Annotated in this window: 22 protein-coding genes; 4 read left to right on the top strand and 18 right to left on the bottom strand. The window is 74.0% G+C overall.

What is annotated here, in order from left to right:
- Window positions 1-3 precede the first annotated feature (3 nt).
- Window positions 4-675 (bottom strand): RNA polymerase sigma factor ShbA, encoded by a 672-nt coding sequence (shbA, locus tag FHX73_RS16770; protein WP_145905761.1) that lies wholly within the window; start codon window positions 673-675, stop codon window positions 4-6.
- A gap of 263 nt (window positions 676-938) precedes the next feature.
- On the bottom strand, window positions 939-1,550 hold the full coding sequence (locus tag FHX73_RS16765) for a response regulator transcription factor (protein ID WP_014136228.1): 612 nt from the start codon (window positions 1,548-1,550) through the stop codon (window positions 939-941).
- A 424-nt stretch (window positions 1,551-1,974) separates the two neighbouring features.
- Here FHX73_RS16765 and FHX73_RS16760 point away from each other — a divergent pair, with 424 nt between their 5' ends.
- On the top strand, window positions 1,975-2,289 hold the full coding sequence (locus FHX73_RS16760) for a WhiB family transcriptional regulator (RefSeq protein ID WP_145905760.1): 315 nt from the start codon (window positions 1,975-1,977) through the stop codon (window positions 2,287-2,289).
- A 43-nt stretch (window positions 2,290-2,332) separates the two neighbouring features.
- On the opposite strand, the gene FHX73_RS16755 is transcribed toward FHX73_RS16760, so the two are convergent.
- From FHX73_RS16755 to groES, 3 genes are all read right to left on the bottom strand, one after another.
- Window positions 2,333-3,328 (bottom strand): LysR family transcriptional regulator, encoded by a 996-nt coding sequence (locus tag FHX73_RS16755; RefSeq protein WP_145905759.1) that lies wholly within the window; start codon window positions 3,326-3,328, stop codon window positions 2,333-2,335.
- A gap of 110 nt (window positions 3,329-3,438) precedes the next feature.
- Entirely contained in the window at window positions 3,439-5,073 is a 1,635-nt protein-coding gene (groL, locus tag FHX73_RS16750) for a chaperonin GroEL (RefSeq protein ID WP_145905758.1), read from the bottom strand.
- A 130-nt stretch (window positions 5,074-5,203) separates the two neighbouring features.
- Window positions 5,204-5,509 (bottom strand): co-chaperone GroES, encoded by a 306-nt coding sequence (gene groES, locus FHX73_RS16745; RefSeq protein WP_110670585.1) that lies wholly within the window; start codon window positions 5,507-5,509, stop codon window positions 5,204-5,206.
- 216 nt (window positions 5,510-5,725) lie between these two features.
- On the opposite strand from groES, the gene FHX73_RS16740 reads away from it, so the two are divergent.
- A complete protein-coding gene (locus FHX73_RS16740; protein WP_145905757.1) occupies window positions 5,726-6,901 on the top strand; it encodes a THUMP-like domain-containing protein in 1,176 nt (391 codons plus the stop codon).
- A 7-nt stretch (window positions 6,902-6,908) separates the two neighbouring features.
- On the opposite strand, the gene FHX73_RS16735 is transcribed toward FHX73_RS16740, so the two are convergent.
- The 5 genes from FHX73_RS16735 to tsaB are packed head-to-tail and all read right to left on the bottom strand — an operon-like array spanning window position 6,909 to window position 10,413.
- A complete protein-coding gene (locus FHX73_RS16735; protein ID WP_246213565.1) occupies window positions 6,909-7,859 on the bottom strand; it encodes a polysaccharide deacetylase family protein in 951 nt (316 codons plus the stop codon).
- Entirely contained in the window at window positions 7,856-8,137 is a 282-nt protein-coding gene (locus FHX73_RS16730) for a hypothetical protein (RefSeq protein WP_425461390.1), read from the bottom strand. Before FHX73_RS16730 ends, FHX73_RS16735 begins: the two co-directional genes overlap by 4 nt.
- 2 nt (window positions 8,138-8,139) lie before the next feature.
- Window positions 8,140-9,231 (bottom strand): tRNA (adenosine(37)-N6)-threonylcarbamoyltransferase complex transferase subunit TsaD, encoded by a 1,092-nt coding sequence (gene tsaD, locus FHX73_RS16725; protein WP_246213564.1) that lies wholly within the window; start codon window positions 9,229-9,231, stop codon window positions 8,140-8,142.
- A complete protein-coding gene (gene rimI / locus FHX73_RS16720) occupies window positions 9,224-9,763 on the bottom strand; it encodes a ribosomal protein S18-alanine N-acetyltransferase (RefSeq protein ID WP_425461389.1) in 540 nt (179 codons plus the stop codon). Before rimI ends, tsaD begins: the two co-directional genes overlap by 8 nt.
- Window positions 9,760-10,413, bottom strand: a complete 654-nt coding sequence (tsaB, locus tag FHX73_RS16715; RefSeq protein ID WP_145905756.1) for a tRNA (adenosine(37)-N6)-threonylcarbamoyltransferase complex dimerization subunit type 1 TsaB — start codon at window positions 10,411-10,413, stop codon at window positions 9,760-9,762. Before tsaB ends, rimI begins: the two co-directional genes overlap by 4 nt.
- A 152-nt stretch (window positions 10,414-10,565) precedes the next feature.
- Here tsaB and FHX73_RS16710 point away from each other — a divergent pair, with 152 nt between their 5' ends.
- Window positions 10,566-11,141 (top strand): L,D-transpeptidase, encoded by a 576-nt coding sequence (locus FHX73_RS16710; protein WP_145905755.1) that lies wholly within the window; start codon window positions 10,566-10,568, stop codon window positions 11,139-11,141.
- Here the strand turns inward: FHX73_RS16710 and FHX73_RS16705 are convergent.
- The 3 genes from FHX73_RS16705 to FHX73_RS16695 form a co-directional block, all read right to left on the bottom strand.
- Window positions 11,087-11,296 carry a hypothetical protein gene (locus tag FHX73_RS16705; protein ID WP_145905754.1) on the bottom strand — a complete coding sequence of 70 codons (210 nt, stop codon included), beginning with the start codon at window positions 11,294-11,296 and terminating at the stop codon, window positions 11,087-11,089. The genes FHX73_RS16710 and FHX73_RS16705 overlap by 55 nt on opposite strands.
- Window positions 11,297-11,422: 126 nt before the next feature.
- Entirely contained in the window at window positions 11,423-11,938 is a 516-nt protein-coding gene (gene tsaE / locus FHX73_RS16700; protein WP_145905753.1) for a tRNA (adenosine(37)-N6)-threonylcarbamoyltransferase complex ATPase subunit type 1 TsaE, read from the bottom strand.
- Between the two features lie 190 nt (window positions 11,939-12,128).
- Complete coding sequence (locus FHX73_RS16695) at window positions 12,129-12,470, bottom strand: hypothetical protein (protein ID WP_145905752.1); 342 nt, start codon at window positions 12,468-12,470, stop codon at window positions 12,129-12,131.
- Between the two features lie 10 nt (window positions 12,471-12,480).
- On the opposite strand from FHX73_RS16695, the gene FHX73_RS16690 reads away from it, so the two are divergent.
- A complete protein-coding gene (locus tag FHX73_RS16690) occupies window positions 12,481-13,311 on the top strand; it encodes an LPXTG cell wall anchor domain-containing protein (protein WP_145905751.1) in 831 nt (276 codons plus the stop codon).
- Between the two features lie 35 nt (window positions 13,312-13,346).
- Here FHX73_RS16690 and FHX73_RS16685 read toward each other — a convergent pair whose 3' ends face one another.
- The 5 genes from FHX73_RS16685 to glmS all read right to left on the bottom strand — a co-directional run bounded on the left by FHX73_RS16685 (window position 13,347) and on the right by glmS (window position 19,528).
- Entirely contained in the window at window positions 13,347-14,492 is a 1,146-nt protein-coding gene (locus FHX73_RS16685) for an alpha/beta fold hydrolase (protein ID WP_145905750.1), read from the bottom strand.
- A gap of 7 nt (window positions 14,493-14,499) precedes the next feature.
- Window positions 14,500-15,684 carry an alanine racemase gene (gene alr, locus FHX73_RS16680; protein ID WP_145905749.1) on the bottom strand — a complete coding sequence of 395 codons (1,185 nt, stop codon included), beginning with the start codon at window positions 15,682-15,684 and terminating at the stop codon, window positions 14,500-14,502.
- Window positions 15,685-15,689: 5 nt separating this feature from the next.
- Window positions 15,690-17,207, bottom strand: a complete 1,518-nt coding sequence (locus FHX73_RS16675; RefSeq protein ID WP_145905748.1) for an NAD(P)H-hydrate dehydratase — start codon at window positions 17,205-17,207, stop codon at window positions 15,690-15,692.
- A 9-nt stretch (window positions 17,208-17,216) separates the two neighbouring features.
- A complete protein-coding gene (locus FHX73_RS16670; RefSeq protein WP_145905747.1) occupies window positions 17,217-17,585 on the bottom strand; it encodes a holo-ACP synthase in 369 nt (122 codons plus the stop codon).
- A gap of 86 nt (window positions 17,586-17,671) precedes the next feature.
- Window positions 17,672-19,528 carry a glutamine--fructose-6-phosphate transaminase (isomerizing) gene (gene glmS / locus FHX73_RS16665; RefSeq protein ID WP_145908329.1) on the bottom strand — a complete coding sequence of 619 codons (1,857 nt, stop codon included), beginning with the start codon at window positions 19,526-19,528 and terminating at the stop codon, window positions 17,672-17,674.
- Window positions 19,529-19,543 lie beyond the last annotated feature (15 nt).

Raw genomic sequence — 19,543 nt, 5'->3', positions numbered from 1 at the left:
GCCTCAGGCCGACTCCTCGGCCAGCGCACGCAGCCGGCTGAGCGCCCGGTGCTGGGCCACCCGGACCGCGCCCGGCGACATGCCGAGCATCTCGCCGGTCTCCTCGGCGGAGAGTCCGGCGGCGATCCGCAGCAGCACCAGCTCGCGCTGACGGGCCGGCAGATTGGACAGCAGCTCGCGCATCCAGGCCGCGTCGCTGCTGAGCAGCGCCCGCTCCTCCGGGCCGAGCGCCTCGTCCGGCACCTCGGGCATGTCGTCCGGCGGGATCACCGTGGAGCCGGGCCCGCGCATCGCGGCCCGCTGCAGATCGGCGATCTTGTGCGCGGCGATGGAGTAGACGAAGGCCTCGAACGGCCGCCCCTCGTCCCGGTAGCGCGGCAGCGCGCAGAGCACCGCCACGCAGACCTCCTGGGCCACGTCGTCCACGTGGTGCCGGGCGCCGCCGGGCAGCCGGACCAGCCGACCGCGGCAGTAGCGCTGCACCAGGGGGTGGACGTAGGCCAACAGTGCGTCAGTCGCCGGGCCCTCTCCGCGCACCGCCGCCGAGACCAGCTCGGCGACCAGCGGCGATGTCCCCGTGCCCGCCGACCGGCGGCGCCCACCCGTTCGGGGCTCCGGCTCGGCCGACGGCAGATCGCTCGTTCCGCGGTCGTCGTCGGGCTCGTCGTCACGCATCGGTCCATGGTGCCTGGTCGAGTCGGGAAACGTCGCACCGCGTCCGGAGTTGTGCACCGGAACGTTATCCGCTGCCGCGTCGTCCGTCGCCGTCACCGAGCCACCCCCGCTCCCGCCGCCATCGTGCTCCACCCCTCCATGGTGCAGCCTCCACCGCCGAACGACCTAGGCCCTCCCCCGTGAATCGCCACCGGTTCGGGAACCGGCGCGCCCCGCTCCCCGGCCGACCGGGGAAGGGGCGCGACTCCCCCGTGCGCCCGCCGTCAGCGGACCAGGCCCCAGCGGAAGCCCAGGGCCACCGCGTGCGCCCGGTCGGACGCGCCCAACTTCTTGAACAGGCGTCGGGCGTGGGTCTTCACGGTGTCCTCGGAGAGGAACAGCTCACGACCGATCTCGGCGTTGCTGCGACCGTGGCTCATCCCCTCCAGCACCTGGATCTCACGGGCCGTCAGGGTCGGTGCGGCGCCCATGTCGGGGCTGCGCAGCCGGCGCGGCGCGAGCCGCCAGGTCGGGTCGGCCAGCGCCTGGGTCACGGTGGCCCGCAGTTCCGCCCGGGAGGCGTCCTTGTGCAGGTACCCGCGGGCGCCGGCGGCCACCGCGAGGGCCACCCCGTCCAGGTCCTCGGCGACGGTGAGCATGATGATCCGGGCGCCGGGGTCGGCCGACAGCAGCCGGCGCACCGTCTCCACCCCGCCGAGCCCGGGCATCCGGACGTCCATCAGTACGAGGTCGGAACGGTCGGCCACCCAGCGGCGCAGGACCTCCTCACCGTTGGTCGCCGTGGTCACCCGGTCGACACCCGGCACGGTCGCCACCGCACGGCGCAGCGCCTCCCGGGCAAGCGGTGAATCGTCGCAAACGAGAACGGAAGTCATGACCGTCCTCCGCAGCTGATCCGCGTCACGTTGAGCCTCCTGGCTGGTACGAACACTCTCCGCACTTCCAACGACCGTCACTCGAATGAGTTACGGCCTTCAGGGCCATCTCCACCACTGTACGTGGCCGACCCATCACTGATCAGCCGCATCGCGGGGTGCACACCGCTCTTTTGCGCTCATCGACCGGGGAGGGCGCACAACCCAGCGCGCCACCGCGGACCGCTGCCACCCGATTGCCACAGCCCGGCCGACTTCCTTCTTGCCCGGTTCGTCCGTTTTTATAGCTTTTGTACGATCATTGACTGTTACGTGAGTCTGTGGGTGACTTGTCCCGTAGACAGCCGTAAGTCATATTTCCAGGTGTCCACCCCGGCGCCTCGCAGCCTCGCCGCACGGAACCCTCTTCGAAGGGAAATGAGCCATGGCAGATTTCTCCCGACTCCCCGGTCCGAACGCTGATCTATGGGACTGGCAGCTCTCCGCCGCGTGCCGCGGCGTGGACAGTTCGCTCTTCTTCCACCCGGAGGGCGAACGCGGCGCCGCCCGCAGTTCGCGCGAGCAGAGCGCCAAGGAGGTGTGCATGCGCTGCCCGGTCCGCACCCAGTGCGCGGCGCACGCGCTGGCGGTCCGCGAGCCGTACGGCGTCTGGGGCGGGCTGACCGAGGACGAGCGCGAGGAGCTGCAGGGCCGCGCCCGGCACCGCGCGGTCGAGGTCCCGCTGACCGTCCGTCAGTGAGGCGGGCCTGACGAAACGTTCCTGCTTGCGGGCGCCCCCGCCGCTACCGACCGGCCGCCGTTTCGGCGAGCCGGTCGAGCATGAGCGCGACGGCCGGCACCTCGGCCAGGTCCGGCAGGGTCAGCGCCACCACCTCGCGCCGGGCCGGCCCGCCGGCCGCCGTGTGCACCGGCACGGCCGCCACGGTGCCGGGCCGCACCGCCGAGAGCGCCAGCCCCGGCAGCACCGCCACACCGAGCCCGGCCGCCACCAGGCCGACCACCGCCGGGTAGTCGTCGGTGGCGAAGTCGATCCGCGGCTCGAAACCCGCCTGGCCGCACAGCTCCACCAGGTGCCCGCGGCACTGCGGGCAGCCCGCGATCCACTGCTCGCCGGCCAGCTCGTCCAGCCGCACCGGCTCGGCGCCGTCCCGGCCGGCCAGCGGGTGCCCGGGCGGCAGCAGCCCGACCATCGGATCGTCCAGCAGCGGACGGACCACCAGGTCGGACCAGTCCCCGGCGGCACTGCTCTCGGCCGCCGCCAGCACCGCCTGGGCCCGGGCCGCCCGGGAGGCCCCGTGCGCCGGCACCGCCGGCCCGGCACCGTCCGGGTAGCGGAAGGCCAGCGCGATCTCGCACTCACCGCCGCGCAGCATCGCCAGCGACTCGGGCGGCTCGGCCTCCACCAGCGACACGCGCACCCCCGGATGGGCGCCCCGCAGCCGGGCGACGGCCGGCGGCACCAGGGTGGAGCTCGCGGTCGGGAAGGAGACCAGCCGGACCCGGCCGGCCCGCAGCCCGGCGATCGCGGCCACCTCCTGCTCGGCGGCGCTCAGCCCGGCCAGGATCCCGGAGGCGTGCTTGAGCAGCACCTCGCCGGCCTCGCTCAGCTGCACCCCGCGCCCGGAGCGCACCACCAGCGGCAGCTCCACGGCCTTCTCCAGCGCCTTCATCTGCTGACTGATCGCCGGCTGGGTGCAGCCGAGCTCGCGGGCCGCCGCGGAGAACGAGCCGGTGCGCGCCACCGCGCGGAGGACCCTCAGATGCCGTGCCTCGATCATGCGCCCCAGGGTAGACGGCCCGCGCCGAACGGCCGGACGGCCCGGCGCCGCCCGCCGAAGCGGGGGCGCCGGGCCGTCCGGAGCCGTGCTCTGCCCTGCTGTGCCGTGCGTCAGTGCGAGTGGCCGTGGCCGCCGTGCGAGTGGCCGTGGCCCGCCTCGGCGTCGTCCTCGGGCTTCTCGACCACCAGGGTCTCGGTGGTGAGCAGCAGCGAGGCGATCGACGCGGCGTTCTCCAGCGCCGAGCGGGTGACCTTGACCGGGTCGATGACGCCGGCCTTCACCAGGTCGCCGTACTCGCCGGTGGCGGCGTTGAAGCCGAAGCCCGACTCCAGCTCGGCGACCTTGTGGGTGATGACGTAGCCCTCAAGGCCGGCGTTCTGGGCGATCCAGCGCAGCGGCTCGTGCAGCGCCTTGCGGACCACGGCGACACCGGTCGCCTCGTCGCCGGACAGGCCCAGGCCGCCGTCCAGCACCTTGGCGGCGTGCACCAGCGAGGCGCCACCGCCGGCCACGATGCCCTCCTCGACCGCGGCGCGGGTCGCGGAGATGGCGTCCTCCAGGCGGTGCTTGCGCTCCTTGAGCTCCACCTCGGTGGCGGCGCCGACCTTGATCACGCAGACGCCGCCGGCCAGCTTGGCCAGGCGCTCCTGCAGCTTCTCGCGGTCCCAGTCGGAGTCGGTGTTGGCGATCTCCGCCTTGATCTGGGCGACCCGGGCGGCGACGGCCTCGGAGTCACCGGCACCGTCGACGACGGTGGTCTCGTCCTTGGTGATGGTGACCCGGCGGGCGGTGCCGAGCACGTCCAGACCGGCCTGGTCGAGCTTGAGGCCGACCTCCTCGGAGATCACGGTGCCGCCGGTCAGGGTGGCCAGGTCGCCCAGGATCGCCTTGCGGCGGTCACCGAAGCCGGGGGCCTTGACGGCCACCGCGTTGAAGGTGCCGCGGATCTTGTTGACCACCAGGGTGGACAGCGCCTCGCCGTCCACGTCCTCGGCGATGATCAGCAGCGGCTTGGAGGCACCGGCCTGCAGGACCTTCTCCAGCAGCGGCAGCAGCTCCTGGATCGAGGAGATCTTGCCCTGGTTGATCAGGATGTACGGGTCCTCCAGGACCGCCTCCTGGCGCTCCTGGTCGGTCACGAAGTACGGCGACAGGTAGCCCTTGTCGAACTGCATGCCCTCGGTGAAGTCCAGCTCCACGCCGAAGGTGTTCGACTCCTCGACGGTGATGACACCGTCCTTGCCGACCTTGTCGATCGCCTCGGCGATCAGCTCGCCGACCTGCGGGTCCTGGGCGGAGAGGCTGGCGACCGCGGCGACGTCGTCCTTGCCCTCGATCTCCCGGGCGACCGAGAGCAGGTGCTCGGAGACGGCGGCGACGGCCTTGTCGATGCCCTTCTTCAGGGCGGCCGGGCCGGCACCCGCGGCGACGTTGCGCAGACCCTCGTTGACCAGCGCCTGGGCCAGCACGGTGGCGGTGGTGGTGCCGTCACCCGCGACGTCGTTGGTCTTGGTGGCGACCTCCTTGACCAGTTGCGCGCCGAGGTTCTCGTACGGGTCGTCCAGCTCGACCTCGCGGGCGATGGTGACACCGTCGTTGGTGATGGTCGGGGCACCGAACTTCTTGTCGATGACGACGTTGCGGCCCTTCGGACCGATGGTCACCTTGACGGTGTCGGCAAGCTTGTTGACACCGCGCTCCAGCGAGCGGCGGGCGTCCTCGTCGAACTGCAGGATCTTCGCCATGATTCCGTTCCTCGGGGTATCTGCGTTACGTGACGTGCGTGGAGCCAAACAGCCGCGCCCCGGGCCCCTGTCTTTGCGGACACGGATCCGGGGCGGGGCCGGGTGACGGACTATCGGTCCGCCGGGACGCTTACTTCTCGATGATGGCGAGAACGTCGCGGGCCGAGAGCACGAGGTACTCCTCGCCCTGGTACTTCACCTCGGTGCCGCCGTACTTCGAGTACAGGACGACGTCGCCGACGGCGACGTCCAGCGGAAGGCGCTGGCCGTCCTCGAAGCGGCCCGGGCCGACGGCCAGGACGACGCCCTCCTGGGGCTTCTCCTTGGCGGTGTCCGGGATAACCAGGCCGGAGGCCGTGGTGGTCTCGGCGTCGAGCGGCTGGACCACGATGCGGTCCTCAAGCGGCTTGATGGCAACCTTGCTGCTGGTGGTCACGTCCGAGCTCCCCTTCGGAGATTACGGGGTTGTCTAACAGGTAGGGGCGAAGCTCCGAGCCTGCCGTCGCGGGGGTCAGACCGGTATCGTCGCGTTAGCACTCCCCCAGGGGGGAGTGCCAAGAACGACCATAGGCGGCGGTTAGCACTCAGTCAACCAGAGTGCCAACGGCGCGCCCGGCGATTTCACCAGCCGGACCACCGGGACAATCATCTGGTGGACACCGAGAACTTCGACGCACTGCTCACCGACGAGGGACGCCAACTCCTGGACGAGGTCCGGGGATTGACCCCGAACGCGGAACTCGCCGCGGCCACCCGGCTGCGCCGGGCGCACCCGCCGGAGCTGGTGTCCGCCGCGATCGGCCAGGAACGGCTGCGCCAGCGCGCCCGCGCGAAGTTCGGCGCGGACGCCGAGCGGATGTTCTTCACCCCCGACGGCGTCGAACAGGCGACCAGGAGCAGCGTGGCCGACCTGCGGGCCGCCCGGTTCGCCGCCCTCGGGGTGCGCCGGCTGGCCGACCTGTGCGGCGGGATCGGCGGCGACGCGATCGCGCTGGCCCGGGCCGGCATCTCCGTGCTGGCCGTCGACCGGGACCCGCTCACCTGCGCGGTGGCCGCCGCCAACGCCGCCGCGCTCGGCCTGGCCGACCGGATCGAGGTGCGCCGCGCGGACGTCACCGAGACCGACACCAGCGGCTTCGACGCGGTCTTCACCGACCCGGCCCGGCGCGGCGCCCGGGGCCGGATCTTCGACCCCGAGGCCTACTCCCCGCCGCTCTCCTGGGCGATCGGGGCCGGCCGCTCCGCCCGGTTCGGCGCGCTCAAGGTGGCCCCCGGCATCCCGCACGAGGCGGTCCCCGAGGACGCCGAGGCCGAGTGGGTCTCGGACGGCGGGGACGTCAAGGAGGCCGTCCTCTGGTTCGGCACCGGCGCCGAACACCCGCACCGCGCCACCCTGCTGCCCGGCGGCCACACCCTCACCGGCGGCCGGCTGCCCGACGTCGCCGCCGGCCCGGTCCGCCGCTACCTCTACGAGCCGGACGGCGCCGTGATCCGCGCCCACCTGGTCGCCGAGACCGCCGAACTCCTCGGCGACGCCACCCTGCTCGACCCGCACATCGCCTACCTGACCTCCGACACCCTGACCCGCACCCCGTTCGCCACCCCGTACGAGATCACCGACGTGCTCCCGTTCAACGTCAAGAAGCTCAGGGCCCTGGTCCGCGAGCGCCAACTCGGCACCCTCACCATCAAGAAGCGCGGCTTCGCCGTCGAGCCCGACGAGTTGCGGAAGAAGCTCCGCCCCGAAGGGGTGAACTCCGCGGTGATCGTGCTCACCCGGATCGGAACGGCTCCGATGATGCTCCTGGGGCGCGGGCTGCCGGTCTGACCCCGGCTCAGCTCGGCGGCTGGATGTAGTCGTCCAGGCGGGCCACCGCGAAGCCCTGTTCCTGGATCCGGCTGAGCAGTTCGCCGAACATCTCGGTCATGGTCTCGCCCTTGAGGTCCTTGGGGCCGCGGAAGTGGACCAGGATGATGTCGCCAGGGTGGAGCTGCTTGGCGCCCTGGTACTGCATGTCGTGGATCTGCATGGTCTCGCGCCAGAGCACGACGGCGCGCGGACCGCACTGCTGCACGGCGTTGTTGAGGTTGGCGGTGTTGGCCCCGTCGCCGTAGGGCGGGCGGAACAGGAACGGCGCGGTGCCGTACTCCTTGGTCAGCACCTGCTGGTCGCCGCAGACCTCCTGCTTCTGCTGGTCGAAGGTCTTGGTGCTCATCGCCGGGTGGTGCAGGGTGTGGTTCTGGATGGAGTTGCCGGCGGCCTGCAGCGGCTTGAAGTAGCCGTAGTCGCTCTTGATCGCGTCGTCCATCAGGAACATGGTGATCGGGATCTTCAGGTCGTTCATCATGTCGATGAACTTGGGGTCCTTCTCCTGCCCGTCGTCGATGGTCACGAAGACCACCTTGTCGGTGGTGGGGACCGAGCTGAAGACCGGGACCTGGCCGGTCTTGGTGAGCTTGATCGGCTTGTCGGCGGGCGGGGCGGGCGGGGCCGGCAGCGGCTGGAGCTTCCACTTGGCCCAGGCGGCCGCCGAGACGGCGCCGCCGGCCGCCGGGCTGCCCGGGGCGGCCGGGGAGGCGCCCGCTGACGGGTTGTCGGCTGCGGCGCCGGTGGGCGCCGGGGCGGCGTTGGCCCCGCCGCCGGACGAGCTGCTGGAGCAGCCGCTCACCACGGCGATCAGCGCGAGGGCGCCGGCGGCGACGGCCGTGGCACGGCTCCTGGACTCGGTCTTCACGGTGCCGTGCTCTCCCCGGTGCTGTTGTCTGGTGATCTGACGAGCGGTCACCTGTCCGATTCGGCAGGCTGCTCCGAGACTACATACTCGCTGCGGAAGGACCAGCGGTGGACCGGACGCGCCAGCAACTCGGCCGGCGGCTCCACCGGTGCGCCCGGCTGGACCCCCTCCGGCCACCAGGCGATCACCAGCACCCGGTCACCGGGCGCGCTGAGCAGCTCCAGCCGACTCGCCCCGGCCAGCGCCGGCAGCAGCCGCTCCCGGGCCCAGCCGAGCAGTTCGGCCCCGCGCCCGTCGACGGCCCGGGCCTCCCACATCGCCGCCCGCACCGCTACTTCCCCAGCGCGCGGTACGCCTCGCCGTGCACGTCGGTGTGGACCGGCGCGGCGATCGACACCTCGGTGAGCGGCAGCGAGGAGTCGGCCGACAGGTCCAGCGCGGACGGCTCCCGGTTGCGCCACACCATCTCGGCGCCGAGCGCGGCCACCATCGCCCCGTTGTCGGTGCACAGGCCCGGGCGCGGCACCCGCAGCCGGATGCCGGCCCGCTCGCAGCGCTGCTCGGCCATCGCCCGCAGCCGGGAGTTGGCCGCCACCCCGCCGCCGATCATCAGGTGGTCCACGTCGTTGTCCTTGCAGGCCTTGACCGCCTTGCGGGTCAGCACGTCGGTGACCGCCTCCTGGAAGGAGGCCGCGACGTCCGCGACCGGCACGTCCTCGCCGGCCCGCCGCTTGGCCTCCACCCAGCGGGCCACCGCGGTCTTCAGGCCGGAGAACGAGAAGTCGTACTCCGGGTCCTTCGGTCCGCTCAGGCCGCGCGGGAAGTGGATCGCCTTGCGGTCGCCCTCGCGGGCCATCCGGTCCACCACCGGGCCGCCGGGGAAGCCCAGGCCCAGCACCCGGGCCACCTTGTCGAAGGCCTCGCCGGCCGCGTCGTCGATGGTGGCGCCGAGCGGGCGCACGTCGCTGGTGATGTCGCTGGTGAGCAGCAGCGAGGAGTGGCCGCCGGAGACCAGCAGCGCCATGGTCGGCTCGGGCAGCCGGCCGTGCTCCAGCTGGTCCACGCAGATGTGCGAGGCGAGGTGGTTGACCCCGTAGAGCGGCTTGTCCAGGGCCCAGGCGTAGGCCTTGGCCGCGCTGACCCCGACGAGCAGCGCGCCGGCCAGGCCGGGGCCGGCGGTGACCGCGATGCCGTCCAGGTCGCTCGCCTTGATCCCGGCGGTGTCCAGCGCCCGCTGGATGGTCGGGACCATCGCCTCCAGGTGGGCCCGGCTGGCGATCTCCGGCACCACCCCGCCGAACCGCGCGTGGTCGTTGACGCTGGAGGCCACCGCGTCGGCGAGCAGCGTGGTGCCGCGCACGATGCCGACGCCGGTCTCGTCGCAGGAGGTCTCGATGCCCAGGACGAGCGGTTCGTCAGCCATGGTCTTCCTCGGTGTGGTTCGTCGTCTGGTGGTCGAGGCGCATCACCAGCGCATCGACGTTGGCCGGCTGGTAGTAGCCGCGGCGGATGCCGACCGGGGCGAAGTCGTACCGCTCGTAGAGCCGCTGGGCCCGGGTGTTGTCCACCCGCACCTCCAGCAGCAGTTCGGCGCAGCCGCGCCGGGCCGACTCGGCGATCAGGTCCTCCAGCAGCAGCGCTCCGAGGCCCCGGCCCTGCTGCTGCTCGGCCACCGCGATGGTCTGCACGTCGCTCTCGGCGCCGACGGCCATCAGGCCGGCGTAGCCGACGATCGCGCCGTCCCCGTCGGTGGCGACGGTGTAGTGCCGGCTGCCGCCCTGGTGCGCGTCGGCCAGCTCGGACCAGTACATGCCGCGCGACCAGGCGTCCTCCGGGAAGAGCTGGTGCTCCAGCTCCATCACCGGTTCGATGTCCCACCAGCGCATCGGCCGCAGCGCGAGCCGCGCGCCGCGCGTACCGGGCCCGCTGCCCCGCCCCTCGGTGAGCTCGCTCACGCCGGCAGCACGGCCTTGTAGCCCGCCGGCACCTGAGCGTCCGGCCGGCGCAGGTAGAGCGGCGCGTTCGGCAGCAGCTCGCGCCCGGCCGCCAGCTCGGCGACCGCGAAGTCGGCGAGCGCGCCGGCCGAGAGGTGCTCGGGGCCGCCCGCGCCGGGGAAGGTGTCGGGGTAGAGCAGTGCCCCGGCGCCGACCGAGGCCGTGCGGACCTCCAGGTCGCCGGGCCGGTCCACGGCGGGGCCGGCGGTGCGCCGGCCGTCCGCGTCGTAGTCGGCCCAGTAGACCTCCTTGCGGCGCGCGTCGGTGGCCGCGGTGAACGGGCCGGTCAGGCCGCCGGTGCGGGCCTGGTGGGCGATCGCGTCCAGGCTGCACACGCCGTGCACCGGCAGGCCGAGCGCGTGGCCCAGCGCGGCGGCGGTGACCAGGCCGACCCGCAGCCCGGTGTACGGGCCGGGGCCGACCCCGACCGCGATCGCCGTCAGCTCCCGCTTGTCCACCCCCGCATCGGCCAGTACCTGCCCGATCGCGGGCAGCAGCAGTTCGCCGTGCCGGCGCGCGTCGACCGTGTAGGTCTCGGCGAGCACGGCGGCGCCGTCGTGGACGGCGGCGGTGACGGCGGGGGTAGCGGTGTCGAAGGCGAGCAGCAGCACGGCTCCAAGGTTAGAGGGTCGGCCGCGGCTTCCCGATGCCGACCATTCGTCCCAGCACGGAACACACGTTCGCGGCAGCCGGGAACGGCTCCGGGAACCTGGCACGATAGGGACGGTTCCGGCAACGGTCCTTCAGCAGACGGGAGCGCACGGTGGCGAAGACTGGTCCTGGGGTGGTCGTCGCGGGCCTGACCCTGGCCGCGCTCGCGGTGGTCACCGTGCTCGCCGTGCAGGCCGAGGGCACCGCCGCGACGGCCGTCGCCGCGCAGCCCGGTCCGAGCGCGAGCTCCGCCACGCCGTCCGCCCAGGCCAGCGCGGCGCCGGGCCCTAGCCTGGAGCCGCTGCCCTCCGCGGCGGCGGTCGGCAGCACCCGGCGGGTGGTCTACTCGATCTCCGCCAAGCAGGTCTGGCTGGTCGACCCGAAGAAGGACCCGCAGGTGGTGGCCGCCTTCACGGTGGAGCCCGGCTCGGCCAACCCGGCCCAGGGCAGCTACACGGTCTACTCGCGCGCGGCGGCGGCCAACGGCACCGACGGGCGGCCGGTCGAGCACGTGGTGCGGTTCACCCAGCAGGGTGGCACCGTCTTCGGTTTCAGCGCGGCGGTGGACGGCAGCACCCCGGCCGCCGACCCGAAGGCCAAGACCGGCGGCATCCGCTCCACCCGGCAGGACGGTCAGACGCTCTGGGACTTCGCCCCGGTCGGCACCCGGGTGCTGGTGGTCTCCTGATCCTCCGTCCGCTGACGGTCCGTCGGCTGCTCGTCGCCGGCCGGCGGGGTGCAGACGGCGGCGGCCGCGGCGCAGGAGGCGAGCAGTCGACGCATCGTCGGCTCGGCCTGCGGCACGGACCCGGTCGGCTCGGCGGCGGGGGTGCTGGCGGTCATCGCGACTCCCTAGTTAGGGTCACCTAACTTCAAAGACCATCCCATCACGGCCGCCGCCCGGGCCGCAACACCTTCCGGCAGGCCATCGGGGTCCTGTCCACCCGAAACGGCCCGCCCGAAGCGCCGTCAGGCGGCCAGGGCGGCCAGCCCGGCGTCCCCGGCCCAGCGGGCGCCGAGGCCGGTGACCACCACCCGGCGCGGATCGGCGTCCGGATCGTCCGCGTCCAGCCGGCCGTCGCCGCCCAGCGCGCGCTCGATCCGCACCTCCAGGCGGCTCTCGGCGAGGTCCTCGACCTTGCCCTCGCCCCACTCGACCACGACCACCGACTCGGGCAGCGAGACGTCCAGGTCGAGGTCCTCCATCTCGTCGAGGCCGCCGCCGAGCCGGTAGGCGTCCACGTGCACCAAGGCCGGGCCGCCGACCAGCGAGGGGTGCACCCGGGCGATCACGAAGGTCGGGGAGGTGACGGCGCCGCGCACGCCCAGTCCCTCGCCCAGTCCCCGGGTGAGCGTGGTCTTGCCGGCGCCCAGCTCGCCGGAGAGCAGCACCAGGTCGCCGGGGCGCAGCAGTGCGGCCAGCTGCCGCCCGAGGGCGGTCATGCGCTCCGGCGAAGGGACGGTGATGGTGGCGTGCGCGCCCATGGTGCCTCTCGTCTGCTCGGGTCCGGGACCTGTCCGCCAACCGTGCCACATCGGTGGACGCCCGCGCACGGCCGTCCGCCCGGGGTGGCCGGTGCGGCTTCCGGAGTCCGGCTGCTGGAGCCCGGCTGCCGGCGGCCGTCCGGCGGACGCTATGGTCCCCGGGAGATCTTGTGAACTTCTCATCGAACGATCAGTCAGCTTTGGGGGATTTTATGAACATCCGTCTTGCGGCTGCGGCCGTCCTGAGCGGCTCCGTGGCGCTGGCCGCGCTCGCCGCCCCGGCCGCACTGGCCGACACGCCGGCGCCGACCGCCGCGCCGACCCTGGCCAGCGCCGCGCCCAGCGGCCACCCGTCGGAGTCCGCCTCGTCCTCGGCGTCGTCCTCGGCGTCGTCCTCGGCCTCGTCGAGCAGCAGCTCGCGGCCGACCCAGCCGGCGCCCAGCAACTCCCCGAGCAACAGCACCCCGGCGAACCCGAGCACCGCGCCCGGCCAGCTGCCGACGGCCCCCGCGTCCGAGTGGCCGACCGTCAACCTGCCCGGCGTGGACGCCTCCACCAACTCGCGCGGCATCACCGGCGGCCCGCTGGTCCCCGGCGGCCAGCCGGTCGCGTTCACGGTGCGGATCAGCAACCCCGGCCCGCACAACGTGGCGCTGGCCCCGGGCATGGTGCTCGGCCCGATCGCCGGCAGCACGCTGAACCTGGCCCAGCAGAAGGTCGAGGTCCAGTGGGCCGACGGGTCGTGGCACACCGTCACCGCGCTGCGGGGCTCCGGCAACACCGCCGCGTCCTACCTGTTCGGCGCCTCGCCCGAGGACCTGCTGTTCATGGACCCCGATTCCTACATCGACCTCACCGTGCGGATCTCGGTGACGGCCGACGTCCCGGTGCCGGGTGTGGCGTTCGTCGACGTGCTGGCCCCGGGCTTCACGCTGGACGACCACGACAACCCGATCGGCCGGCTCCAGCCCGACAACACCGGCTTCCTGGGCATCCAGGCCGCCGCGCCCACTACCGCCCCGGCCTCCTCCAGCAGCTCGGCCGCTGCCGGCGACTCGCCGAGCAGCACGAGCAGCACGAGCAGCACGAGCAGCACCGCCGCCAACCCCCCGGTCCCCGCCCCGGTGGCCAGCGCGGCCGCCGCCCAGCAGGCCGCCCTCCCGGTGCCGGCCCCGGCCGCCGTGGCCGCCGCCAAGGCCGCCGACAAGTCGGTGCACGGCACCGGCGCCTCCCACTCGGCCGGCACCGGCCTGGCCTACACCGGCGGCGGCAGCGACAGCATGCCGCTGGCGGTGAGCGGCGCGGCCGCCATCGCGCTCGGCGCGGGCACCCTGGTGGCGCTGCGCCGCCGCCGCAAGGGCAACCACGCCTGACGCACCCGCAGCCGGCCCGGGGCCCCGGCCCCGGGCTACGGCCGCGCCAGCTCCCGCACCCCGTCCGGCAGCGGGAGCCCGGTGCGCACCAGCAGCCGGGCCAGCGCCCGGTCCACCTCGTCCGGGCGCTCCAGCTGCACCAGGTGCCCGGTCCGCGGCAGCAGCTCCAGCTCGGCCTGCGGCAGCGCCCGGGCGATCGACTCGCTGTGCGAGGCGGGGGTGAGCAGGTCCTCGGTGCCGGCCAGCACCAGCACCGGCAGGTCGCGCAGCGCGGCCAGCGCCGAGGCCTTCTCGTGCGCGGCGAAGACCGGGTAGAACTCGGCGACCACGTCGATCGGCGTGCCGTCCAGCAGCTGCTCGGCGAACCGCACCACCCCGGGGTCCACCTCCCGGCCGGCGTCGCCGAACGAGAACCGCCGGTAGAAGACCGCGGTGACGTCGGCGCCGACCCGGCGGGTGGCCTCCACCAGCCCGACCTGACTGCCCAGCAGCTTCACCACCCCGGGGCCGACCCGGCGCCAGACCTTGGTGCCGGTGGAGCTGAGTCCAAGGTCCACGGAGTTCCAGTCGCCCGCCGAGGTGCCGATCAGCGCCACCCCGGCCACCCGCCCGCCGCGCTCCGGCGGGCCGAACAGCTCCGGGCGCTGGTCGGCGAGGGCCATCACGGTCATCCCGCCCATCGAGTGGCCGACCAGCACCACCGGTCCCTCGGGCACCACCGCGTCCAGCACCGCGGACAGGTCGCCGCCGAGCTGGTCGATGCTGGCGGGGCGGCCGGCCAGGTAGGAGCGGGAGCGCTCGGAGCGCCCGTGGCTGCGCTGGTCCCACCAGACCAGCCGCAGCCCGCCGCGCAGCGCCGCGCGCTGGAAGTGGAAGCTGTCCTGGTTGAGGCAGTAGCCGTGGCAGAAGACCACGGTGGGGGCGCCGGGCAGCGGGCTCGCGGGCTCGTCCACCTCGACGTACAGCTCGGTGCCGTCCTCCCCCGGCACCCGCCGGGGCCGCCCGCGCAGCGAGCCGAACGGCGCCACGGCGTCCAGTTCCTCACGGGCCCGGCGGCGCGCCCGGCCCAGGGTGAGCCGCTCGACGGCCACCCCGGCGGCGGCGCCCGCGGCCAGCACACCGAGGCCGATCAGTCCGGCCCGTCCGAGGGCCGGGGAGGGGGCACCGCCGCTCTCGGTCATGGCCGGCTCACCCCTGGCTGGCGCCGTGGTAGCGGCGCGGCACCCGGGCGCCGATCCGGGTGACGATCTCGTAGGCGATGGTCCCGCAGGCCATGGCCCAGTCCTCGGCGGTCGGCTCGCCCCGCTCGCCGTTGCCGAAGAGCAGCACCTCCTCGCCGATCCCGGGGGTGTCGCCGCCCAGGTCCACCACGAACTGGTCCATCGCGACCCGGCCGGCCACGGTGTACCACTTGCCGGCGATCTGCACCGGCCCGGCGCTGCTGCCGTGCCGCGGGATGCCGTCGGCGTAGCCCACCGGCACCAGGCCCAGGGTGGTCTCGCCCGGGGTGTGGTAGCGGTGGCCGTAGCTGACGCCGTGTCCGCCCGGCACCTGCTTGACCAGCGCCAGCCGCGCGGACAGCGACATCACCGGGCGCAGGCCGAAGTCGGCGGGCGCGCCGAGCTCCGGGATCGGCGAGACGCCGTACATCGCCAGCCCGGTGCGGACCAGGTCGTAGTGCGCGTGCGGCAGCGTCAGGGTGGCCGGCGAGTTGGCGATGTGGCGCACCTCGGGCCGCACCCCGGCCCGCTCGGCGTAGGCCAGCGCGGTGTCGAAGGCGTCCAGCTGGGCCTGGATCGAGGGGTGGCCGGGCTCGTCGGCGGCGGCGAAGTGCGACCAGATGCCGACCACGTCGAGCTGGCCGGCGGCCTGGGCGCGCAGCGCGGCGTCCACCAGGTCGGGCCAGTCGTGCGGCTGGGCGCCGTTGCGGCCGAGGCCGGTGTCGGCCTTCAGGTGCACCCGGGCGGGTATGCCGGTCTCCCGGACGGCGGCGAGCAGCTCGTCCAGCGCCCACTGGCCGCTGACCGAGATGTCCAGCTGGCTGCGCAGGGCCGCGGCGAACGGGCCGCCGGGCGTCCACAGCCAGCACAGGATCCGGGCCCGGTCGGGGCCGATCCCGGCGGCGCGCAGCGCCAGCGCCTCCTCGGGGGTGGCGGTGCCGATCCAGCGGACGCCGGCGGCCAGCGCCTCCAGGGCGCAGGGCAGTGCGCCGTGTCCGTAGCCGTCGGCCTTGACCACCGCCATCAGGTCGGCGTGCTGCACCCGTTCGCGCAGGGCGGTCAGGTTGCCGTTCAGCGCCGACAGGTCTATCGCCGCCTCGGCGCGCACTCCGTCGGCGAGCATGGTGGTCCCGGTGGTGTTCGCGGTTGTCATCACTCTCAGTCTCCCAGACCTGCGGCGTCCTGCTGGCTGCCCCCCTGTGGTGCGGTCGCGTTCCGCCAGGCAGCGGGGAGTGCCGCGGCCACCTGCCGAGCCGTGACGGGTGCTTCACCCCGGTCACCCACGGTGCTGTGGACGCTGCCGAACGGCAGCCGGTTCCCGCCGGCGGCGGCCAGCCGGCCCGCCAGGCCGTGCAGGTAGGCGGCGGCCGAGGCGGCGTCGAACGGGTCCAGGCCGGCCGCCAGCAGCGCCCCGGCCAGGCCGGCCAGCACGTCGCCGCTGCCCGCGGTGGCCAGCCAGGAGGTGCCGGTCGGGTTCACCCGGGCGGTGCCGTCCGGTCGGGCGACGACGGTGGTGGAGCCCTTGAGCAGCACCGTGGCGCCGTACCGGTCGGCCAGTTCCCGGGCCGTGCGCAGCCGGGCCGCGGCGCACCGCTCGGCGGTCGCCGCGCCACCGAGCAGCCGGGCGGCCTCGCCGGTGTGCGGGGTGAGCAGGGTGGGCGCGGTGCGGCCGGCCAGCGCGCCGGGGCCGCGGCGGGCCAGTTCGGTCAGGCCGTCGGCGTCCACCAGCACCGGGACCTCGGCGGCCAAGGTGGCGTCCAGTGCCTCGACGGTGGCCTCGCCCGAGCCGGGGCCGACCACCCAGGCCTGCACCCGGCCGTCGCCGAGCAGCACCTCGGGGTGGCGGCGGACCACCTCGGCGCCCGGCCGGCCGAGGTAGCGCACGGCCCCCGCGCCGCCGTGCAGCGCGCCGGCCACCACCAGCTGGGCCGCGCCGGGGTAGCGCTCGGAGCCGGCCCGCACCCCGAGCACGCCGCGCCGGTACTTGTCGCTCTCCGCGCCGGGCCGGGGCAGCAGCGCGGCCAGGTCGGCGTGCTGCAGCGCCTGCACGGGTGCCGCGGGCGGGCGCAGTCCGATCGGCACCAGCTGGACCGGTCCGGCGTGGCCGGCGCCCGGGTCGATCAGCAGGCCGGGCTTGTGGGTGCCGAAGGTGACGGTGAGGTCGGCCCGCAGGGCCGCGCCGGCCACCTCGCCGGTGTCCGCGTCCACCCCGCTGGGCAGGTCGACGGCGACCAGCAGGCCGGTGCGCGGAGCGGTGGCGTAGGGCGCGGCCGCGGGGCGCAGCCCGCTCCGGCCGCCGATCCCGACGATGCCGTCCAGGATCAGGTCCGCCCGCGCGAAGTCCGCCAGGCCGACGTTCTGATCCGTGGTCACCTGACCCCCCGTCGCCCGCAGTGCGGCCAGCGCCGCCCGGTGCGCCTTCTCGGGCGAGAGCAGCACCGCCGAGACCGCCGCACCCCGGCGGGCCAGCGCGGCGCCGGCGAACAGGGCGTCACCACCGTTGTCGCCACTGCCGGCCAGCACCAGCACCCGGCTGCCGTAGACCCGGCCGCGCCGCTCCCGCAGCAGCCGGGCGCAGGTGGCGGCGAGGCCGGCCACCGCCCGGTCCATCAGCGGCTGGCCGGCCAGCTCGGCCTCGGCGGCCCGGACCTGTTCGACGGTGTGAGCGTGGCGCATGGGGTGACGCTACCCCTCCGCGACCACCATCGCAGTGGCGATGCCGGCGTCGTGGCTGAGCGACAGGTGCCAGCTGCGCACGCCGAGTTCGGCGGCCCGGGCCGCCACCGTGCCGCTGACGTGCAGCGTCGGCCGGCCCGACGGCTCGGTCCGGACCTCGGCGTCCTGCCAGGACAGCCCGGCCGGTGCGCCGAGCGCCTTGGCCACCGCCTCCTTGGCCGCGAACCGGGCGGCCAGTGAGGCGGCCGAGCGGGGCTCCCCGGAGGGCAGCACCCGCTCGGCGGGGGTGAAGAGCTTGTCCCGCAGCGACGGGGTGCGCGCCAGCGCGGCGGCGAACCGGTCGATCCCGGCGACGTCGATGCCCACGGCGATGATCACCCCGTCACGCTACCCCGTCACATCCGGCGGCCTACTCCACCGTCACCACGGCGCTCATCGGTCGGCTCCGGCTCCGCTCGCTTCGCTCACTCCACCGTCACCGACTTCGCCAGGTTCCGCGGCTGGTCCACCTCGTGCCCCTTGGCGGTGGCCAGCTCGCAGGCGAACACCTGCAGCGGCACGGTGGCCACCAGCGGCTGCAGCAGGGTCGGGGTGGCCGGGATCCGGATCAGGTGGTCGGCGTACGGCACCACCGCCTCGTCGCCCTCCTCCGCGATCACGATGGTCCGCGCACCGCGGGCCCGGATCTCCTGGATGTTGGAGACGATCTTGTCGTGCAGCAGCGACCGCCCGCGCGGCGAGGGCACCACCACGACCACCGGCAGCCCCTCCTCGATCAGCGCGATCGGACCGTGCTTCAGCTCGCCCGCCGCGAAGCCCTCGGCGTGCATGTAGGCGAGCTCCTTGAGCTTGAGCGCGCCCTCCAGCGCCACCGGGAACCCGACGTGCCGGCCGAGGAAGAGCACCGAGCGGGCGTCGGCCAGCGAGCGGGCCAGCTCGCGCACCGGCTCCATGGTCCGCAGCACCTGCTCGACCTGCTTCGGCGCCTCGGACAGCTCCTTGATGACGGCGTAGATCTCGTCGCCCCACTTGGTGCCGCGCACCTGGCCCAGGTAGAGCGCCACCAGGTAGCAGGCGACCAGCTGGGTCAGGAAGGCCTTGGTGGAGGCGACCGCCACCTCGGGCCCGGCGTGGGTGTAGAGCACCGCGTCGGACTCGCGCGGGATGGTCGAGCCGTTGGTGTTGCAGATCGCCAGCACCCGGGCGCCCTGCTCGCGGGCGTGCCGCAGCGCCATCAGGGTGTCCATGGTCTCGCCGGACTGGGAGATCGCGATCACCAGGGTGCGGGCGTCCAGGATCGGGTCCCGGTAGCGGAACTCCGAGGCCACCTCGACCTCGCAGGGGATCCGGGTCCAGTGCTCGATCGCGTACTTGGCGATCATCCCGGCGTGGAAGGCGGTGCCGCAGGCGACGATGACGACCTTGTCCACCTCGCGCAGCACCGCGTCCGGGATCCGCAGCTCGTCGAGGGTGAGCCGGCCGTCGGTGCCGATCCGGCCCAGCAGGGTGTCGGCCACCGCCTTCGGCTGCTCGGCGATCTCCTTGAGCATGAAGTAGTCGTAGCCGGCCTTCTCGGCCGCCGACGCGTCCCAGTCCACGTGGTAGGCCCGCACCTCGGCCGGCGCGCCGGCGAAGTCGGTCACCGTGACCCCGTCCGCGGTCAGCTCCACCACCTGGTCCTGGCCGAGCTCGATCGCCTCCCGGGTGTGCGCGATGAACGCGGCCACGTCCGAGGCGAGGAAGTTCTCGCCCTCGCCCACGCCCACCACCAGCGGGGAGTTGCGCCGGGCGCCGACCACCGTGCCGGGCTGATCGGCGTGCACGGCGACCAGCGTGAAGGCACCGTCCAGCTGCCGGCAGACGACCCGCATGGCCTCCGCCAGGTCGCCCTGGAAGGCCTCGCCGAGCAGGTGCGCGACCACCTCGGTGTCGGTCTCGGAGCGCAGCGAGTGGCCGCGGTCGGCCAGTTCGGCCCGCAGCTGGGCGAAGTTCTCGATGATGCCGTTGTGCACCACCGCCACCTTGCGGTGGTCATCCAGGTGGGGGTGGGCATTGGCGTCGGTCGGCCCGCCGTGGGTGGCCCAACGGGTGTGTCCGATGCCGGTGGTGCCGCCGGGGAGAGGGACCTCGGCGAGCGACTTCTCAAGGTTGACGAGCTTTCCGGCCCGCTTGTCGGTGGCCAGACTCCACTGCCCTCGGGAGTCTGCCGTCTGAATGGCCACGCCTGCCGAGTCGTACCCTCGGTACTCCAACCGCTGCAGACCGGCGATGACAACGTCCAGTGCGCTCTGCGAGCCCACATATCCAACAATTCCGCACATATGCGTCAGCATAAG

The sequence above is a fragment of the Kitasatospora viridis genome (assembly GCF_007829815.1).
In the GTDB taxonomy this organism is placed as follows: domain Bacteria; phylum Actinomycetota; class Actinomycetes; order Streptomycetales; family Streptomycetaceae; genus Kitasatospora; species Kitasatospora viridis.
This window is presented reverse-complemented; position numbering and strand designations above follow the sequence as displayed.

Coding starts and splice junctions, on each gene's coding strand:
- shbA (WP_145905761.1), bottom strand. CDS start 675: ATGCGTGACGACGAGCCCGACGACGACCGCGGAACGAGCGATCTGCCG.
- FHX73_RS16765 (WP_014136228.1), bottom strand. CDS start 1,550: ATGACTTCCGTTCTCGTTTGCGACGATTCACCGCTTGCCCGGGAGGCG.
- FHX73_RS16760 (WP_145905760.1), top strand. CDS start 1,975: ATGGCAGATTTCTCCCGACTCCCCGGTCCGAACGCTGATCTATGGGAC.
- FHX73_RS16755 (WP_145905759.1), bottom strand. CDS start 3,328: ATGATCGAGGCACGGCATCTGAGGGTCCTCCGCGCGGTGGCGCGCACC.
- groL (WP_145905758.1), bottom strand. CDS start 5,073: ATGGCGAAGATCCTGCAGTTCGACGAGGACGCCCGCCGCTCGCTGGAG.
- tsaD (WP_246213564.1), bottom strand. CDS start 9,231: ATGGCTGACGAACCGCTCGTCCTGGGCATCGAGACCTCCTGCGACGAG.
- FHX73_RS16705 (WP_145905754.1), bottom strand. CDS start 11,296: ATGACCGCCAGCACCCCCGCCGCCGAGCCGACCGGGTCCGTGCCGCAG.
- tsaE (WP_145905753.1), bottom strand. CDS start 11,938: ATGGGCGCGCACGCCACCATCACCGTCCCTTCGCCGGAGCGCATGACC.
- FHX73_RS16685 (WP_145905750.1), bottom strand. CDS start 14,492: ATGACCGAGAGCGGCGGTGCCCCCTCCCCGGCCCTCGGACGGGCCGGA.
- alr (WP_145905749.1), bottom strand. CDS start 15,684: ATGACAACCGCGAACACCACCGGGACCACCATGCTCGCCGACGGAGTG.
- FHX73_RS16675 (WP_145905748.1), bottom strand. CDS start 17,207: ATGCGCCACGCTCACACCGTCGAACAGGTCCGGGCCGCCGAGGCCGAG.
- glmS (WP_145908329.1), bottom strand. CDS start 19,528: ATGTGCGGAATTGTTGGATATGTGGGCTCGCAGAGCGCACTGGACGTT.